Below are 18,665 nucleotides of genomic sequence, written 5' to 3'. Positions count from 1 at the left end.
ATCCGGTACTCGCCCGGCCGATGCCGACCCGACCGGCAACGACCAGATACCACCCGACCGATACCAGCGGTGACCGGCAGAGGTCAGACGGGACGGCGTGCGCGGGCTTCGGCGGTGCGGGTCCGGACGCCGATCAGCACCGTGGACACCAGGACGGCCATCAGTTCCAGCAAATTCCATGCGACGTCGTCCGCGGCCGGCTGTTCGGTGGCGATCGGATGAGCCTGCCATTTCGGGGGTGGTGGCGTGGGTGCGGGCGGCGGTGGCGGCGCGGGTGCGGCGGGCACGGGGGCCGGTGGGAAGAAGATCGGCAGGACGGGTGCTGGTGGGGGGCCGATCTGTAGGGGCAGTTCGGGAACGGGCGGGGGCGGGCCGGGCAGCAGGCAGGTGATGATCGCGCTGCCGGTGACCGCGCTGCCCACGGCGGCACTGCCGAGGGCCGAACCGCTGGAACCGGTACCCACCAGACTGGATCCGCCCGAGCCGAAGCCCACCAGGCTGGAACCGCCGGAACCGGTGCCGACCAGGCTGCTCCCACCGGTGCCGCTACCGGTGCCGCTGCCGGTCAGTACCCCGAGCAGGATCAGGCCCAGTCCGGTGACCGCGCTACCGGCACAAGCGGTTTGGACGCTGCCGGAGTCCGGGCCGACCGGTGCGGCGGCCGCGACCTCGTCCGCCGGTTCGGCCGGTTCGGCGGGCTGCGGCGTGGCATGGGTCACCGGGCGGGACAGGATCTTCTCCTGGCGACGCGCGGTCTCGTCCACAGCCGGTGGGTGCAGGCTCAGCGCGCTACCGGAATCCACACCGCCGGAGTCGTCACTGCCGACGCCGGAGCCGGTCGCACCGCTGCCTGTGCCGCCCGATCCGGTCAAGGCGCTGCCGGTCGAGACGCCGGCGATCGGGCCCGGGTCGGCCGCGGCCACACCCGTCGACAGCAGCATCGCCACGGCACAACCGCCGACCACCTGCGCGGCGCCCGGCACGATCGCGAAACCCATGGGCATCAACCCGATTCGTCGAGGGAACATGGTCAGCCGATGTGCTGGTAGCGCGCGAGCGCGAATTCGAAGGCGTCGCGCGGAACGCTGATGGTGTGGGAGAACGGCCTTTCGAAGTTGTGGATTTGCAACAGCGCCGAGGCGATCACCACACCGAGTACCGCGGTCATCAGCACGCTGCGCCAGGTGACCCGGGTGCCGGAGAGCACCGGACTGAACAACAGCAGCACCGTGCCGAATATCAATGCGACGAAGAGGAATCCGGGAACACCCTGGCCCGCGTCCACGCCGCGGTCGCTACGGGCGTCGGCGACCTTGACCAGCGCCGCCTGGGCCGACGCGCGTGCGTCCGTGGCCGCCTGATCCTGCGGATGCTGTTGCGCCACGGCGTCGCGGAGGTTGTCCAGCATCGACTGCGCGGACGGGCTGAGGCGGCCGTTGCGGCTCATGGTGGTCCACTCCGGGCCGACCACCTGTTCGGTGTAGCCGCGCACGAGTCGCTGCACCTGATCCCGATCGGGTTCGGCCATGTTGTGGGCCGCGAAATAGGTCTCGACCAGACCCTTCGCCTCGGTGACGGTGTGGTTGTGCGCGTTCTGGTACTGCTGCCAGCAGATGACCACGACGAAGGCGACGACGGCGGTGAAGAACGTCTTGATGACGTCCAGCGCCAGGGTGCCCGAGGCCTCGTCGCTGGTCTGCCGCCAGGCGGCCGGGCGCATCCGGTCCCCCGCAACCAGTACCACCACCGCGAGCAGCGCGCCCACCAGGGCGGCGATCAGTTCCTGAACCATGCCGCAACTCCGTTCCGAGCCCCAACCAATTCATCAGGCAGCGTCGATCACCACGTATTCGAAGCCGTAACCCCCACGGATGGAACGAGATTCGCCGCGAGAGCACCGCTCTTGACAAACGGGACCAATCCGAGAGAGCATTGCTCTCACAAGAGAACGACTGTCACACTCGGAGGTTCGAATGCTCACCGTTGCCAAGGGAGCGAATGCCGCCCTGATGTTCTTCCTCGAGCTGGGCGCCCTCGGCTCGGTCGCCTACTGGGGCTTCACGGTGAGCCCGAACTGGATCATCAAGATCGTCGCGGGACTCGGCGCCCCGGCGATCCTCGCGGTGCTGTGGGCGCTGTTCGCCGCCGGCGGTGGTGAGAACGCCACCTACGCTCTGCACGGCGTCGTCCGCGCGGTGTTCGAGATCGCCTGGTTCGGCAGCGCCGCCCTCGCCCTCTACTCGGCCGCCACCCTCACCCCCGCCCTGATCTTCGCCGGTATCTACGCGATCAACGCCGTCCTCCGGCTGATCTGGAATCAGGTGTGAGAGAAATTCACCACCGTGCCGCTCGGGTGGCCCACTTCCGCTACGGAATCGGGCCACCCGCATGCGGCAACTATCGAATCTTCAGCTCATTCATTCCATCGAGGATTTTGTTCAACATCGAGACCACATGCTTATGCCGCACATCGCTGTCAGTTTTGAGCCATTCCAACTTTCCGGAATGATCCTCCAGGGTCACCTTGATATCAGAGAGCTCTTCGGTGTGCACAGCCTGCACGGCTTTGATCTCACCAATATCCTTGCCATGCACAGCCTGCACGGCTTTGATCTCACCAATATCCTTGCCATGCACAGCCTGCACGGCTTTGATCTCCGAGATGGCCCGGCCGTGAACGTCCAGAGTGGCCTGGACCGCCGCAAGTCCGTCAGCATGCGCGTCCAGCCTGTCCGCGATCTTGGAGAGGTCCCGCGTGTGGACGGCCTGGACAGATTTCAGATCGCCGACATCACCACTTTGCACGGCCAGCGTATGGGTCATTCCCCAAAGCCGAATCTTCGACTCGTTGACATCGGTCGCCGTCGAACGCACGAATGCCTCTACGGCAGTCAGTCGGTCTTCGACACTGGTGTCGCTCATTCGGTGAAACCTCCATCTCGTTCTCGACTGCCGACTGCGCATTCGGCGATGACCTCCCGGGCATTGCCCACACTAAACGCCACTCGCGCGACGCGCCAAAGAACGACACTCCGCCCAAATCGCATTCGCACACTTTCCGTGGTGTGCACAAATCAATTCAGCGGCAACGTATTTCGATTTCCATTCTTTCGACTACTCGAAAAACGAATATTCGCACCCCGCACACGGCCGCCTACCACCGAGAACACCGCACCCCGAACACAAATCGGCCCCCGCTCCGGAATACGGAGCGGGGGCCGATTCGGCTCACCCGAGAGGGTCGACTACCGGTAGTCGCTGAACCCGTAATCGTCCAGCGGCACCGCCGCACCCGTGGTCTGGCCGAAGCCGTCCGGGGTGTAGTAGGTGTCGTCGTAGGACGGCACGGCATACGCGGCCGCGCGGGCCTCCTCGGTCGGCTGGACCTGGATGTTCCGGTAGCGGTTGATGCCGGTACCGGCCGGGATCAGCTTGCCGATGATCACGTTCTCCTTCAGGCCGATGAGCTTGTCGGAGCGGCAGTTGATGGCCGCGTCCGTCAGCACTCGGGTGGTCTCCTGGAAGGAGGCCGCCGACAGCCACGAATCGGTGGCCAGCGACGCCTTGGTGATACCCATCAGCACCGGACGGCCCGCGGCCGGCTCGGCGCCCTCGGACACCACGCGCCGGTTCGAGTTCTCGAACTCGGCCCGCTCGACCAGCGAACCGGGCAGGAACTCCGTCGCGCCCGAGTCGATGATCGTGACGCGGCGCAGCATCTGCCGGACGATGACCTCGATGTGCTTGTCGTGGATGGACACACCCTGCGACCGGTACACCTCCTGGACCTCGTGGACCAGGTGGATCTGCACCTGACGCGGACCCATCACGCGCAGCACCTCGTGCGGATCGGCCGAACCCTCGAGCAGCTGCTGACCGACCTCGACGTGGTCGTTGTCGGCGAGCAGGCGCTCGCTGCCGTCGTCGTGCTTGAACACCCGCAGCCGCTGACGCTTCGACAGCTTGTCGTAGACCACTTCCTCCGAACCGTCGTCCGGAATGATGGTGATCTTGTAGAAGCGGTCGTCGTCCTCCAGCCGCACCCGGCCGGAGACCTCCGCGATCGGCGCCTTGCCCTTCGGGACACGAGCCTCGAAGAGCTCCTGCACGCGGGGCAGACCACCCGTGATGTCGTCACCGGCGACACCACCCTGGTGGAAGGTACGCATGGTCAGCTGGGTACCGGGCTCACCGATGGACTGGGCGGCGACGATGCCGACGGCCTCGCCGACGTCGACCAGCTTGCCGGTGGCCATCGAGCGGCCGTAGCACATCGCGCACACGCCGGTGCCCGACGTACAGGTCAGCACCGACCGGACCTTGACCTCGGTGACGCCGGCCTCGAGCAGTGCCTCGAGCGCCGGATCGCCGATGTCGTGGCCCTTCTCGACCACCACGTTGCCCGCGGCGTCGAGGATGTCGGTGGCCGCGGTCCGGGCGTAGGTGCTGGTCTCCACGTGCGCGTCCCGGATCAGCGAGCCGTCCGGCTGCTTCTCCGCGATCCGCACGATGATGCCGCGCTCGGTGGCGCAGTCCGTCTCGCGCACGATGACGTCCTGCGACACGTCCACCAGACGACGGGTCAGGTAGCCCGAGTCGGCGGTACGCAGCGCGGTGTCGGCCAGACCCTTACGCGCGCCGTGGGTGTTGATGAAGTACTCCAGCACCGTCAGGCCTTCACGGAAGGAGGACTTGATCGGCCGCGGGATGAACTCACCCTTCGGGTTGGTCACCAGACCCTTCATGCCCGCGAGGGTACGAGTCTGGGTGAAGTTACCCGTGGCGCCCGAGTCGACGATCGTGATGACCGGGTTGTCCGGCGGGTAGTGCGCGCGCAGCGCCTTACCGACCTCTTCCGTGGCCTCCTGCCAGATCTTCACCAGGGCGTTGTTGCGCTCCTGGTGATCGAGAGCACCACGCTGGTACTTCTTCTCGATCTGCTCGGACTGCGCCTCGTAGCGCTCCATGATCTCCGCCTTCTCCGGCGGAACGAGCACGTCCGACATGGAGACGGTGACGCCGGAGCGGGTGGCCCAGTGGAAGCCCGCGTCCTTGAGCTTGTCGACGGTCTGCGCGACCACGATCATCGGGTAGCGCTCGGCGAGATCGTTGATGATCGTCGCCTGCCGCTTCTTCGGCATCTGCTCGTTGATGAACGCGTAGTCGTGCGGGAGCAGCTCGTTGAACAGCACCCGGCCCAGCGTGGTCTTGATCGCCCACGAGTCGCCGCGCTGCCAGCCGTCCGGGAACTCCGCCGTCTCGATCTCGCGCGGCGGACGCTGATCGGTCAGGCGGACCTTGATCAGCGAGCGCACGGTGAGCTCGCCACGGTCGACGGCCATCTGGGCCTCGGCCGCGGAGGAGTACACGCCGAACTCCGGCTCGTCGGTGGCGGCCTCGCGGTACTCGCCCTTCGCGCCCTCTTCGAGACGGGTCAGGTAGTACAGGCCGGTCACCATGTCCAGACGGGGCATGGCCAGCGGCCGCCCCGAGGCCGGCGACAGGATGTTGTTCGAGGACAGCATCAGGATGCGGGCCTCGGCCTGCGCCTCCGCGGACAGCGGCAGGTGCACGGCCATCTGGTCACCGTCGAAGTCGGCGTTGAACGCCTCACACACGAGCGGGTGCAGCTGGATCGCCTTGCCCTCGACCAGCAGCGGTTCGAAGGCCTGGATGCCCAGCCGGTGCAGGGTGGGCGCGCGGTTCAGCAGCACGGGGTGCTCGGCGATGACCTCTTCGAGGACGTCCCACACCTGCGGCCGCTGCCGCTCGACCATCCGCTTGGCGGACTTGATGTTCTGCGCGTGGTTCAGGTCGACCAGCCGCTTCATCACGAACGGCTTGAACAGCTCCAGCGCCATCAGCTTGGGCAGACCGCACTGATGCAGCTTGAGCTGCGGGCCGACGACGATGACGGAACGGCCCGAGTAGTCGACGCGCTTGCCGAGCAGGTTCTGGCGGAACCGGCCCTGCTTGCCCTTGAGCAGATCGGACAGCGACTTCAGCGGGCGGTTACCCGGTCCGGTGACCGGGCGGCCGCGGCGGCCGTTGTCGAACAGGGCGTCGACCGACTCCTGCAGCATCCGCTTCTCGTTGTTCACGATGATCTCGGGCGCACCCAGGTCGATCAGTCGCTTGAGGCGGTTGTTGCGGTTGATGACGCGGCGGTACAGGTCGTTCAGGTCGGAGGTCGCGAAGCGGCCACCGTCGAGCTGCACCATCGGGCGCAGTTCCGGCGGGATCACCGGGACGGCGTCGAGGACCATGCCCATCGGCGAGTTGCCGTTGGTCTGGAACGCGGCGACGACCTTCAGGCGCTTGAGGGCGCGCAGCTTCTTCTGGCCCTTACCGGTGCGGATGACCTCACGCAGGTGCTCCGCCTCGGCCGCGATGTCGAAGTTCTCCATCAGCTTCTGGATGGCCTCGGCACCCATCGCGCCGGTGAAGTACTCGCCGTAGCGGTCCTGCAGCTCGCGGTACAGCACCTCGTCCACGATCAGCTGCTTGGTGGACAGCTTGGTGAACGTGGTCCAGATCTCGTCGAGCCGGTCCAGCTCGCGCTGGGCGCGGTCGCGCAGCTGACGCATCTCGCGCTCGCCGCCGTCCTTGACCTTACGGCGGACGTCGGACTTGGCGCCCTCGGCCTCGAGTTCGGCGAGGTCGGCCTCCAGCTTCTGGGCGCGGGCCTCGAGGTCCGCGTCGCGCTGGTCGGCGACCGCCTTCTTCTCGACCTCCATCTCCGCCTCGAGCGTGGACAGCTCGCTGTGCCGCAGCTCGTCGTCGACGCCCACGATCACGTACGCGGCGAAGTAGATGATCTTCTCGAGATCCTTCGGCGCCAGGTCGAGCAGGTAGCCCAGGCGCGACGGCACACCCTTGAAGTACCAGATGTGCGTGACCGGGGCGGCCAGCTCGATGTGGCCCATCCGCTCGCGGCGCACCTTGGCGCGGGTGACCTCGACGCCACAGCGCTCACAGATGATGCCCTTGAAGCGAACGCGCTTGTACTTACCGCAGTAGCACTCCCAGTCCCGGGTGGGGCCGAAGATCTTCTCGCAGAACAGGCCGTCCTTCTCCGGCTTGAGTGTGCGGTAATTGATGGTCTCCGGCTTCTTGACCTCACCGTAGGACCACTGACGGATGTCTTCGGCGGTGGCCAGGCCGATTCGGAGTTCATCGAAGAAGTTGACGTCTAGCACGTAACTTCCTTTCCCCTGTTCGGGTTCAGTATCGAGCAAGTTCGCTAGTCCAGTGCGGTCCGCTGACCGCTGTCCCCGGGGACAATCGCCCCCGGGGACCGAATCGGCTTACTGCGCCAGATCGTCGACCGTGGCAGCCTCGTTGCGCGACAGGTTGATACCCAGGTTCGCCGCGGCCCGCTCCAGATCCTCGTCCTCGCCCTCACGCAGCTCGATCGCGGCGCCGTCCGAGGACAGCACCTCCACGTTGAGGCACAGCGACTGGAGTTCCTTGAGCAGAACCTTGAACGATTCCGGAATGCCCGGCTCCGGAATGTTCTCGCCCTTGACGATGGCCTCGTACACCTTCACGCGGCCGACCACGTCGTCGGACTTGATGGTCAGCAGCTCCTGCAGGGTGTACGCGGCGCCGTAGGCCTGCATGGCCCAGCACTCCATCTCACCGAAGCGCTGACCACCGAACTGTGCCTTACCACCGAGCGGCTGCTGGGTGATCATCGAGTACGGACCGGTCGAGCGCGCGTGGATCTTGTCGTCGACCAAGTGGTGCAGCTTCAGGATGTACATGTAGCCGACCGCGACCGGATACGGGAACGGCTCGCCGGAGCGACCGTCGAACAGGGTCGCCTTGCCGTGCTCGTTGACCATGCGCTCACCGTCGCGGTTCGGCAGGGTCACGCCGAGCAGGCCCTGCAGTTCCGCGTCGCGGGCGCCGTCGAACACCGGGGTGGCGACGTTGGTGTCCGCCTCCTGGCCCAGCATCTCCTCCGGCAGGGCCGAGGCCCAGTCGGGGATGGTGCCGGTGCCGTCGGTGACGTCCCAGCCCGCCTTGGCGATCCACCCGAGGTGGGTCTCCAGGATCTGGCCGATGTTCATACGACGCGGCACACCGTGGGTGTTCAGGATGATGTCGACCGGGGTGCCGTCGGGCATGAACGGCATGTCCTCCTTGGGGAGGATCTTGCCGATGACGCCCTTGTTGCCGTGCCGGCCGGCCAGCTTGTCGCCGTCCTGGATCTTGCGCTTCTGGGCCACGTAGACGCGGACCAGCTCGTTCACACCCGGAGGCAGATCGTCGTCGTCGTCGCGGGAGAACACCCGGATGCCGATGACCTTGCCGGACTCACCGTGCGGCACCTTCAGCGAGGTGTCGCGGACCTCGCGAGCCTTCTCGCCGAAGATGGCGCGCAGCAGGCGCTCCTCGGGGGTCAGCTCGGTCTCGCCCTTCGGGGTCACCTTGCCGACGAGGATGTCACCGTCGCGGACCTCCGCACCGATGCGCACGATGCCGCGCTCGTCCAGGTCGGCCAGCACCTCGTCGGAGACGTTCGGGATGTCCCGGGTGATCTCCTCGGCGCCGAGCTTGGTGTCCCGGGCATCGATCTCGTGCTCCTCGATGTGGATCGAGGTGAGCACGTCCTCCTCGACGAGGCGCTGCGACAGGATGATCGCGTCCTCGTAGTTGTGGCCCTCCCACGGCATGACGGCGACGAGCAGGTTCTTGCCCAGCGCCATCTCACCGTTCTCGGTGCACGGCCCGTCGGCGAGCACCTGGCCGCGCTCGACCCGCTGGCCCTCGTCCACGATCGGCCGCTGGTTGGCGCAGGTGCCCTGGTTGGAGCGCGCGAACTTGCGCATCCGGTAGCTGCGCCGGGTGCCGTCGTCGTGCATGACGGTGATGTAGTCGGCGGAGACCTCCTCGACCACACCCGGCTTGTCGTTGACCACGACGTCGCCGGCGTCCACCGCGGCGCGCAGCTCCATCCCGGTGCCGACCAGCGGCGATTCGGAACGGATCAGCGGCACGGCCTGACGCTGCATGTTCGCACCCATCAGGGCGCGGTTGGCGTCGTCATGCTCGAGGAACGGGATCATCGCGGTCGCGACCGACACCATCTGGCGCGGCGAGACGTCCATGTAGTCGACCTCGCGGGCCGGGACGTACTCCATCTCCTCGTTGCCGCGGCGGGCCAGGACCTTGTCCTCGAGGAAGGTGCCGTCGTCGGCGACCGGCGAGTTGGCCTGGGCACGGATGTGCCGGTCCTCCTCGTCGGCGGTCAGGTACTTGACCTCGTCGGTGACCCGGCCGTGCTCGACCTTCCGGTACGGGGTCTCGATGAAACCGAACGGGTTGACCCGCGCGTACACCGACAGCGAGCCGATCAGGCCGATGTTCGGGCCTTCCGGGGTCTCGATCGGGCACATCCGGCCGTAGTGCGACGGGTGCACGTCGCGGACCTCCAGGCCCGCGCGCTCCCGGGACAGACCACCCGGGCCCAGCGCCGACAGGCGGCGCTTGTGGGTCAGGCCCGACAGCGGGTTGTTCTGGTCCATGAACTGCGACAGCTGCGAGGTGCCGAAGAACTCCTTGATCGCCGCCACCACCGGGCGGATGTTGATCAGGGTCTGCGGCGTGATGGCCTCGACGTCCTGGGTGGTCATGCGCTCGCGCACGACCCGCTCCATGCGGGACAGGCCCACGCGGATCTGGTTCTGGATCAGCTCACCGACGGTGCGCAGGCGGCGGTTGCCGAAGTGGTCGATGTCGTCCACATCGACCGGAACCTCGGCGCCGGCCGGCGCGGTCATGAACTTGTCGCCCTGGTGCAGACGGACCAGGTACTCGATGGTCGAGACGATGTCCTCGCGGGTCAGCACCGAACCCACCACCGGCTCGCCGGCGTTCAGGCCCAGCTTCTTGTTGACCTTGTAGCGGCCGACGCGGGCCAGGTCGTAGCGCTTCTCCTTGAAGAACAGGTTCTCCAGCAGGGTCTGCGCGGACTCCTTGGTCGGCGGCTCGCCCGGACGCAGCTTGCGGTAGATGTCGAGCAGCGCCTCGTCCTGGCCGGCGGTGTTGTCCTTCTCCAGCGTGGACATCATGATCTCGGAGAAACCGAACCGCTCGACGATCTCCTCCGCGGTCAGGCCCAGCGCCTTCAGCAGGACGGTGACCGGCTGCCGCCGCTTGCGGTCGATGCGGACGCCGACGGTGTCGCGCTTGTCGACGTCGAACTCCAGCCACGCGCCGCGCGACGGGATCACGCGGACGCTGTGCAGCGTCTTCTCCGTGGTCTTGTCGATGCTGTCGTCGAAGTAGACGCCCGGCGAACGGACCAGCTGGGAGACCACGACGCGCTCGGTGCCGTTGATGATGAACGTGCCCTTGTCGGTCATCATCGGGAAGTCGCCCATGAAGACCGTCTGGCTCTTGATCTCACCGGTGTTGTTGTTGATGAACTCCGCGGTGACGAACAGCGGCGCCGCGTAGGTCATGTCCTTGTCCTTGCACTCCTCGATGGAGGCCTTGACCTCTTCGAAGCGCGGATCGGAGAAGGACAGTGACATGGAACCCGAGAAATCCTCGATCGGGGAAAGCTCCTCGAGCACCTCTTCGAGCCCGCCGACCGGATCGGCGACGTCGCCACGAGCGGCCGCTCGTTCCCGCCAGTCCGGTGAACCGATCAGCCAGGCGAACGATTCGGTTTGTAGATCGAGAAGCCCTGGAACCTCGAGGGGTTCGCGAATCTTCGCGAACGACACCCGCTTCGGGGCTCCGGGAATACCGGCCTTGGTCTGGGTGGAGACTGCCAAGATGCGTCCTTCCAGCACCTCACGCGCGGGCGTGCGGTGCCAGTACGTACGTGGCACCGCGACGAACCGTCGCTTGTCTGCTTGCGTTCAGATTCCGGCTGGATACACCCCGAACGAAACCCGAACAGCAGACAACGGAAGTAACACCTCAGTGTTTGAAACACCTCAGCGGTGGAACTTTCGTAGTGCGATCAAGGAATGGACAGAGGGCAGCCAGCGCAAAGTCCAAACCTACACCCATAGAGATGGGGTGTCAAAGTACCACCCGGATCGAGTTCCGGCCCCCCGGCGCGCCGTGCCCGTCTGCGCTGGCTGCGATCAGGGCTTCGGCGGTCGCTCGACACACGGATCCTCGACCGCAGTCCCAGCTGCCGCTGTTGTGAATAGCGTGACTGGTCGGACGAAACTCGTCAAGTGGCAGCGCTGCGGCAACCGCTCCCGAACGAGGCCTCCAGCAGCCACAGCGACGGTAGATCGTGCCGATGAGCTGCGGGAATGGCAAAAGTGAAAATTACCTGTCGGTGATTTCAGCAGCCAGCCAGCGCCCGTTGATCTTCTGCATCCGGAGCACGATCGGAGCCGAAGCGCTCTCCTGCGGTACGCCGTTGCGGGTCGCGCTGACCGTCAGGTCGATCAGCAGTTCGGCTCGATCGCCTGTGAGCAAAGTCACGCCGATCGGGTCGGCGGAGGTCGTGGCGGTCGATTTCGCCTGCTGGATAGCCGACACCGTGGTGTCCGCGTATTTGTCGAAATCGGTGAGCATCTTGCCCGTCACGACCTTGTGCACGCCGTCCTTGTACGCGGCCGCGCCCTTGTCGCCGGCGATGGTCGCGGCATCGTAGGAGAAGATGGTCTTCAGCGCGTTGTCCGCGGCGGCCTGCACCTGCTGGGTCGCCTGCGTATCCACGAACGCCGCGTTACCGTCGCTCACGCCGGGCCGGAATGCCGCCACCACCGCGAAGGCGGTGAGGACCGCGGCCACCAGGCCCAGCCCGACCGGCAGCGCCCAGGACCGCGGACCGCGCCACCGCCGGCCGCGCTCCGCGACCGGCGCGTCCGGGGTATCGGCGGAGGTCCGCGCAGCGACCCGCCCGCGCGCGGGCCGTACGGACCTCGACCGCCCGGCGCGGCGGCCGGCGGGCTCGTTCGCCGGACCGGCCGAGGCGGGCGTGGACGGGGCCGACGGGCGGCCGGACGGGCGCAGACGCGGCGAGACACGGTTGACCGGCCGTCGGGATTCCATCGACATCTCCTACGATCCGGGCTGGGGCGCGGGCGCCCCGGGCGACGCCGGGGGTACGGGAATTCCGGCCGGGGGCTGCGCCGGATTCGGCGAGTCCAGCGGGACCAGCTGTCCCAGCGAATTCGCCTGCTCGGCCTTCCAGCCGTCGCCGACCTTGGACATGTCCAGCGACCAGGTGGTCCGGAACGATTCCGCGGGCACATTCGGCGCGGTCTGGGTCAGTTGCAGCGCCACCAGGGCGGTCGCCTTGTTCCGCTCGCTGTTCAGGGAGCTCAGCGAGGCGCCCAGCACCTTCGCATCGATCTTGGTCTTGGACTGTTCGGCGGCCTGCTTGATCCGATCGCGGTTCTGGGTCAGCTGATCGAGCATCGCCCCGGTCATCGACGACTTCATCAGGTCGATGGAACCGTCGACATCGTTCGGATTCATCGAGGACAGGTTGATCGCGGCCTGCCGGGCGGAATCCAGTGCGGTGTCGCGCGCCTGCGCCCGGGGCGCATCGGTGAAGTAGGCGGCGCGCACCCAGCCGAATCCGAACCACACCGCGGCGATCAGCGCGGCCAGCAACCAGATCGCCGATACGGCCGTCAGAATCGACCGCAACGGCGACGCGGCCCGGTCCGCCGCACCGGCGTCGTCATCGGCCACCGTCTGCTCCGCGGAGCCCTCCGGCGCCTCGACAGGCGGTTCGGCCGGGTCGGGCAGATCGGGCTTATCGGGCAGATCAGCGGTCACAGCAACACCCTAGCGTCGTCGTCTCGTCGGCTCCGCCGACTCGCCCTGCGCTCACCGCTTCGGGGTCACCCCCACCAGCGGAGCCAGCTGCTGGGCCAGCGGGGCCAGGTTCAGCTTGTCCGGATCGGTCTTCGGTTTGCCGTCCCACGGCTGGGCGATGCTCGGATCGGCCTGCGGCGCGCGGTCACCGCCGCGTACGTCGGCGATGCTGCCCTGCGGGGCGTGGCAACCCACGGTGGGATCGAACGGGAAATCGTCGCGCGTGTCGTCGAAATCCGGGTTCTGCGCCTTCATCTGCTGCAAGGTGCGCTGCGTGGCCTCGTAGCCGAGGGTGCAGGCCGGTGGATCGTTGACCTCGAGCACCAGGCCGAAGTGGCTGGTGTGGTCGCCCGGCGCGGTGGCCGAACCGCCGATCGACAGGCCCGGCAGCATCTGCAGCAGCGGCCGCAACGCGTAGTACTTCGGCGAGACGGCCAGCAACAGCGTCCGCAGATTGGTCAGACCAGTGGTCAGCGCGGGCCCACTGGTGTCCAGCAGCTGCCCGAGCTGATTGCCGGCGTCGGTACCGGTGCCGATCAGCCGGCGGATGTCCGGATCGCTGGTGCGCAACTGCTGGGCCAACTGGTCCAGCCCGGTGCTGAACTTCCGGATCGCCGGATCCTGGTCCACCTGGGTACCGAGTACGGTCCGCGCATCGCGGATCAGGTCGATGGTCTGCTGCAGCGAGTCGACCCCGGTCTGGCTGAACTTGTTCAGCGAGTCGACCAGGATGCGCAGGTTGTCGCCCTGCCCGTCGAAGGCCTTGCCCAGTTCGGTGATGGTGGTCGTGAGCGCCGGCAGATCGGTCGACTTGGCGAAATCGTTCACCTTCCCGAGCAGATCCTCCACTCGCACCGGCGTCTCGGCGCCGTCGATGACCGAGCCCTCACGCAGGTACGGACCGCCGGACGTGGTCGGCAGCAGATCCACGAACTGCTCGCCGATCGCCGATCGGTCGGCCACCACCGCCGTCGCGGTCGCGGGCACCTTCGGCCTGCCGGAATCCATGTCCAGGGTCACCACAGCGCTGTCGGCTGTGATGTCCAGCGCGCCGACCCGGCCCACCGGCACACCGCGATAGGTCACCTCGGCGCCGGTGGACAGGTTGCCGGTCCAGGCCATCTTGACCCGGACGTGGTACTGGCCGATGCCGACCATGTGATCGAGATGGATGTACTTGGCCCCCACGAACACCACGCCGAGCACGGCGATCAGTGCGAAGGCGACCAACTGGTTGCGTACCAGGCGGCTCATCTCTGCGGCACCCCCAACTGGTCCAGGATCGCGCCGACCGGATCCCTCCGGGCGGCGGGGGCCGTACCGGGCGGTGACGGCACCATGCCGGGCGGCAACAGCGGCGGCAGCAACGACACCGTCGGCCAGCCCGGTCGCGCGCCGTTGCCGTTGTAGTACGGATTGCTCGGATCGACCGGCACGTCCGGGCCGTACGGCGGCGGGATGTAGACCGGATCCGGTTTGCCCACACCGAGATTCGCCAATGTGTTGCCGATCTGCAGATCCACCGACAGCCAGGTGTTGACCGAACCGCCGAAGGAGGAATAGATCGCCTCGTCCGAGAACGGGTAGGTCGGGATCAGCGGCAGCGCCGTGATCAGATCCGGCGCCGACCGGCCCAGTTCCTGCAGGGTCGGACGCAGCGCCTGCAGATCCCGGATCAGGTTGTCCTTGCTGTGGTCCAGCACGTCGAAACCGGCCTTGCCGACCCGGTCCAATTGGTCCAGCAGCCCGACCAGTTCCGGCCGTTGCTCGTCGAGAATCTTGATGCCGGCGGGCAGTTCGTCGAGGATCGCGGCGACCTGATCGGTCTGCCGGCCGACCCGGGTGGACAGCGTGGCCAGGCTGTCCAGCGCGTGGTTGATGTCCTCGACCTGCTTGTTCAGCCCGTCGATGAGGGTGTTCGCCTGCTCCAGCAGCGAGCGGACTGTCTGCTCGCGTCCGCCCAGGGCCTTGTTCAGCTCGGCCACGATGGGCTGCAACTGCGCCACGCCGCCACCGTTGAGCAGCAGCGACAGCGCGCCGAGCACCTGCTCGATCTCGGTGGCGGTCCGGGTCCGCTCGACCGGGATGGTGGCCCGGTCGGACAGCGTGCCCTGCGCGGGTTCGGTTGCGGGAGCGGATAATTCGATGAACTTCTCACCCAGCAGATTGGACTGCCGCACCTCGGCGTGCGCGTTGGCGGGCAGTTGCACCGAGTCGTTGACCAGGGTGTGCACCACCGCGTGCCAGCCGTCGGCGGCCACCCCGATCGACTGCACCCGGCCGACGGGTACGCCGTCCACCTTCACCGTCGACTGCGGGACCAGATCCAGGACGTCGTCGAAGTTCACGTCGATGTGCATCGGATGCGCGCCGACATCGGCGCCGCCGGGCAACGGAATGCTGTAGATCCCGTCACCCGCGCAGGAGCTCAGCAGCGCCGCGGACACGCTCAATACCGTGGCCGCACCGGCGGCCCGCAGCGCCCGGCCGTCCTTGCGGAGGCTCATCGCTGTCCACCTCCCTGCGACGGCGGAGCCTGATCCGACGGGGTGCCCGGGACCGTGCCCGGCACCGGATTACGCTGCTCGTTCGGCCCGGAGAGAATCCCGAACGGCAGCACCAGCGAGGGCGTCTGCACGCCCGCGGTGAGCTGATCGGTGATCGTCTTGCACTGGTCGAGGACCGGACGCAGCTGGCGGCTGAGCGCGTCGAACTTCGGATCGCCCGGCACCAGCTTGCCGAGGTCGATCAGCTGGCACAGGGTGCCGAACGGATCCTGCAACTGGGTCAGATTGGCGCGCATGTCCAGGGTTCCGGTCTCGCCGTTGTGCACGTTGATCAGATTGCTCAGCGCCAGCGGCAGCACCGGCAGGGCCTGCGCGAGGTCGCCGCTCTGATCGGCGAGGGTCTTGGTCAGCTTGGTGAGCGCGTCGGCGTTGCTCGCCACCAGATCGCGGTTGTTGTCCACGAAGCGGGCCACGTCGCCGAGGGCGATCGAGAGCAGATTCAGCGCCTGGCCCAGATCGGACCGCTCGTCGGAGAGGAATCCGGCCAGGCTCGCCAGCTGACTGTTGAACTGCCGCACCTGATCGTCGTTGACCGCGAGGGTGTGCACGAAGATCTGCAGGTTCTTGATGGTGTCGAAGATATCGCCGCGGGCATCGGAGAAGTACCGGGCCGCATGCGACAGCTGCGTGAGGCTGTTGGCCAGCGCGTCACCGTTGCCCGACAGATTCGCCGCGCCGGTACGGACCAGGTCGTTGAGCGCGCCGTCCTTGTTGGCCCCGTTGGGACCCAGTGAATCCGACAGTTCGGTGATGCTCTTGTACAGCCGGTCCACCTCGACCGGGGTGGCCGTGCGGTCCTTCGGAATCGTCGCGGTGCGGCCCAGTTTCGGCCCGCCCTTGTACACCGGCGCGAGCTGGATGTAGCGATCCGACACCACCGACGGCGTGATCTGCGCGGCCTTCACATCGGCGGGCACGCTGTAGCGCCGGTCGACGTGCATGACCACCTTGACCTGCTCGCCCTGCGGCTGCACCGAATCCACCTTGCCCACCGGCACGCCGAGGATCCGGACGTCCGAACCCTGGTAGATACCGATCGACCGGTCGAAGTAGGCGGTGATGGTGGTCCGGTTGTACTGGCCGAAGGCCCACCAGCCCACCCCGGCGAGCACCAGCACCAGCACGATGCCGAGGGCGAGCCCGATTCTGGTGGCGCGGCCGGACTCCCGCAACGCGCTGCGCAGGTCGCGGCGGAACGGATTGCGCACGGCGGCCATCACCTGCCTCCCATCACTCGCACCGGCGGGCGGTTGCCCGGAATCGCCGGCAGCGCAGGCGGAGTCAGGTTCACGATCACCGCGTCGAACCAGCGGCCGTTGCCGAGCACGTCGGCGTACAGGTGATAGAACGGTCCGGCCAGGGTGAGCGTCCGGGAGATGTTCTGCTGATTGTCGTTGAGCATCTCGATCGACTTCTGCAGGTTGGTCAGGGCGGGGCCGATCTGTTCCTCGTTGTCGTGCACCAGCGTGCTCAATTCGGCGGATACCGTCTGCGCGCCGGTCAGCAACTGGGCGATGGCCTGCTGCCGCAGGTTCAGCTCGGCGAGCAACTGACCGCCGTTGGCCAGCAACTGCTCGAACTGCGCGTTGCGGTCGGCGAGCACCTTGGTCGTGGCGTTGGTGGCGGCGAACAGCTTGCGCAGCTGGTCGTCACGCTTGGCCAGCGTCTCCGACAGCCGCGCGACACCGTCGATGGAGCCGCGGATCTGCGGCGGCGTCCCGGAGAACGCGTCCGACAGCACCCGCATGCTGGTGGCCAGCTGATCGGTGTTCGTGTGCTGGATCTGCTTCGCCGCGTCGCTGAACGCGTCCACCACGTCGTACGGGGAAATGGTGCGCGACAACGGGATTCGCTTACCGGGGTCGGCCGGCGCGGACCCGCGCGGGTCGAGCGCCACGTACTTCTGGCCGAGCACGGTCTTGATCTGGATGGAGGCGGTGGTCTCGTCGCCGATCCAGGCGTCGCGGGTGCGGAAATCGACCAGCACCCGATCACCGTCGAGCCGGACGTCCGACACCGAGCCGACCTTGACGCCGGCGATGCGCACCTCGTTGCCCTTCTTCAGGCCGGCGGCCTCGGAGAATTCGGCGGTGTAGAGCGTCCCGGCGCCGATGATCGGCAGCCGGTCCACGAAGAACACCGACATCGTGATCAGCAGGACCAGAACCAGTCCCAGACCGCCGATGAAGGCGGGGCTGCGACGGCCCAGCAATGTGCGGTCGTCCATCAGCGGCCGCCCTTCCCGTGACAGCGCGGCGCGGGGTTGGTGTACACCGGCTGATTCACCGTCGGCAGGCCGGGCGGGACGTTCACCGTCGAGGAGTCACCCGGACCGGCCACGATATCGATACCGCAGAGATAGAACTGGAACCACGAGCCGTAACTGGCCGCGCGGCCGAGCTTCTCCATCTTGATCGGCAGATTCGCCAGCGTCTCGTTCACCTCCACCGAGCGGTCGTTCAACGTGCCGGTGAGCTGGTTCAGCCCGGCGATCGATCCCTGCAACGTCGGCACCGTCGGGACCAGCAGATCGGCGGTGGCCGAGGCGAGGTTGCCCAGCGACTGCACCGCGGAGCCGATCGTGCCGCGCTCGGCGTTCAGGCCCGAGACCAGCGCCTCGGTGTTGACGATCAGATCGTCCAGTTCGCCCTCGCGTGAGCTCACCGCGTCCAGCACCTGATTCAGATTGGTCACGATCTGGCCGATCACCGCATCCTTGTCGGCGATCTTGTTGGTCAGGTTCGCGGTGTTCGACACCAGTTCGGTGATCGTGCCGCTCTCGCCCTGGAAGACCTGGATGATCTCGTACGACAGCTTGTTCACGTCGTCGGCGGTGAGGGTCTGGAACAACGGCCGGAATCCGTTGAACAGCGTGGTCAGATTCAGCGCGGGACGGGTGCGTTCCAACGGGATGGTCGCGCCGCGGGAGATGATCCGGCCCTGCTGCCCGGTGCCCTGCTCGAGCGCGATGTAGCGCTGGCCCACCAGGTTCCGGTAGCGGATGGTGGCCGTGGTCGAGGCGGGCAGCGAGCTGCGGTCGTTGAGTTCGAAGCGCACCTCGGCCTGGTCGCGGTCCACGATCGAGATCTTGGTGACCTTGCCGACCCGGACGCCCGCGACCCGCACCTCGTCACCGGTGTTCAGCGACGTCACATCGCTGAACCGGGCCCGGAACTCGGTGCCGCCGCCGGTGTAGTTGGCGATACTGAGGCCGAGCACCGCGGTCAGGAACAGCGTCACCACGACGAAGATCGCCAGCTTGGTCAGCGGGCCGCCGAGACCGCGCATTTT

Annotated in this window: 13 protein-coding genes; 1 reads left to right on the top strand and 12 read right to left on the bottom strand. The window is 67.0% G+C overall.

Annotation, left to right across the window (positions count from 1 at the left end):
* Positions 1–83: 83 nt before the first annotated feature.
* Both G361_RS0139420 and G361_RS0139415 read right to left on the bottom strand, forming a co-directional pair.
* Positions 84–998 (bottom strand): hypothetical protein, encoded by a 915-nt coding sequence (locus G361_RS0139420; protein ID WP_019932666.1) that lies wholly within the window; start codon positions 996–998, stop codon positions 84–86.
* Between the two features lie 32 nt (positions 999–1,030).
* Entirely contained in the window at positions 1,031–1,792 is a 762-nt protein-coding gene (locus tag G361_RS0139415; protein ID WP_019932665.1) for a DUF4239 domain-containing protein, read from the bottom strand.
* A 181-nt stretch (positions 1,793–1,973) separates the two neighbouring features.
* Between G361_RS0139415 and G361_RS0139410 the strand changes: the two genes are divergently transcribed.
* Complete coding sequence (locus G361_RS0139410; RefSeq protein WP_019932664.1) at positions 1,974–2,327, top strand: YrdB family protein; 354 nt, start codon at positions 1,974–1,976, stop codon at positions 2,325–2,327.
* Between the two features lie 70 nt (positions 2,328–2,397).
* On the opposite strand, the gene G361_RS0139405 is transcribed toward G361_RS0139410, so the two are convergent.
* The 10 genes from G361_RS0139405 to G361_RS0139360 form a co-directional block, all read right to left on the bottom strand.
* Positions 2,398–2,922, bottom strand: a complete 525-nt coding sequence (locus G361_RS0139405) for a hypothetical protein (protein ID WP_019932663.1) — start codon at positions 2,920–2,922, stop codon at positions 2,398–2,400.
* A 323-nt stretch (positions 2,923–3,245) separates the two neighbouring features.
* Positions 3,246–7,199 carry a DNA-directed RNA polymerase subunit beta' gene (locus G361_RS0139400; RefSeq protein ID WP_019932662.1) on the bottom strand — a complete coding sequence of 1,318 codons (3,954 nt, stop codon included), beginning with the start codon at positions 7,197–7,199 and terminating at the stop codon, positions 3,246–3,248.
* Between the two features lie 108 nt (positions 7,200–7,307).
* Positions 7,308–10,808 carry a DNA-directed RNA polymerase subunit beta gene (locus tag G361_RS0139395; RefSeq protein ID WP_019932661.1) on the bottom strand — a complete coding sequence of 1,167 codons (3,501 nt, stop codon included), beginning with the start codon at positions 10,806–10,808 and terminating at the stop codon, positions 7,308–7,310.
* A gap of 493 nt (positions 10,809–11,301) precedes the next feature.
* Entirely contained in the window at positions 11,302–12,033 is a 732-nt protein-coding gene (locus G361_RS0139390; protein ID WP_026344073.1) for a hypothetical protein, read from the bottom strand.
* Positions 12,034–12,042: 9 nt separating this feature from the next.
* Positions 12,043–12,768 (bottom strand): hypothetical protein, encoded by a 726-nt coding sequence (locus tag G361_RS46265; protein WP_019932659.1) that lies wholly within the window; start codon positions 12,766–12,768, stop codon positions 12,043–12,045.
* Positions 12,769–12,819: 51 nt separating this feature from the next.
* Positions 12,820–14,061: an MCE family protein gene (locus G361_RS0139380; RefSeq protein WP_019932658.1), complete on the bottom strand. Its 1,242-nt coding sequence runs from the start codon at positions 14,059–14,061 to the stop codon at positions 12,820–12,822.
* Positions 14,058–15,314, bottom strand: a complete 1,257-nt coding sequence (locus G361_RS0139375) for an MCE family protein (RefSeq protein ID WP_019932657.1) — start codon at positions 15,312–15,314, stop codon at positions 14,058–14,060. The genes G361_RS0139380 and G361_RS0139375 overlap by 4 nt, the downstream gene beginning before the upstream one ends.
* Positions 15,311–16,591, bottom strand: a complete 1,281-nt coding sequence (locus G361_RS0139370; RefSeq protein ID WP_019932656.1) for an MCE family protein — start codon at positions 16,589–16,591, stop codon at positions 15,311–15,313. The genes G361_RS0139375 and G361_RS0139370 overlap by 4 nt, the downstream gene beginning before the upstream one ends.
* A complete protein-coding gene (locus G361_RS0139365) occupies positions 16,591–17,601 on the bottom strand; it encodes an MCE family protein (RefSeq protein WP_019932655.1) in 1,011 nt (336 codons plus the stop codon). The genes G361_RS0139370 and G361_RS0139365 overlap by 1 nt, the downstream gene beginning before the upstream one ends.
* Positions 17,601–18,662 carry an MCE family protein gene (locus tag G361_RS0139360; RefSeq protein ID WP_026344071.1) on the bottom strand — a complete coding sequence of 354 codons (1,062 nt, stop codon included), beginning with the start codon at positions 18,660–18,662 and terminating at the stop codon, positions 17,601–17,603. The genes G361_RS0139365 and G361_RS0139360 overlap by 1 nt, the downstream gene beginning before the upstream one ends.
* Positions 18,663–18,665 lie beyond the last annotated feature (3 nt).

The sequence above is a fragment of the Nocardia sp. BMG111209 genome, assembly GCF_000381925.1.
Taxonomy (GTDB): Bacteria; Actinomycetota; Actinomycetes; order Mycobacteriales; family Mycobacteriaceae; genus Nocardia.
Note: the sequence above shows the minus strand (reverse complement) of the source record. Positions and strands in the feature narration are given on the sequence as shown.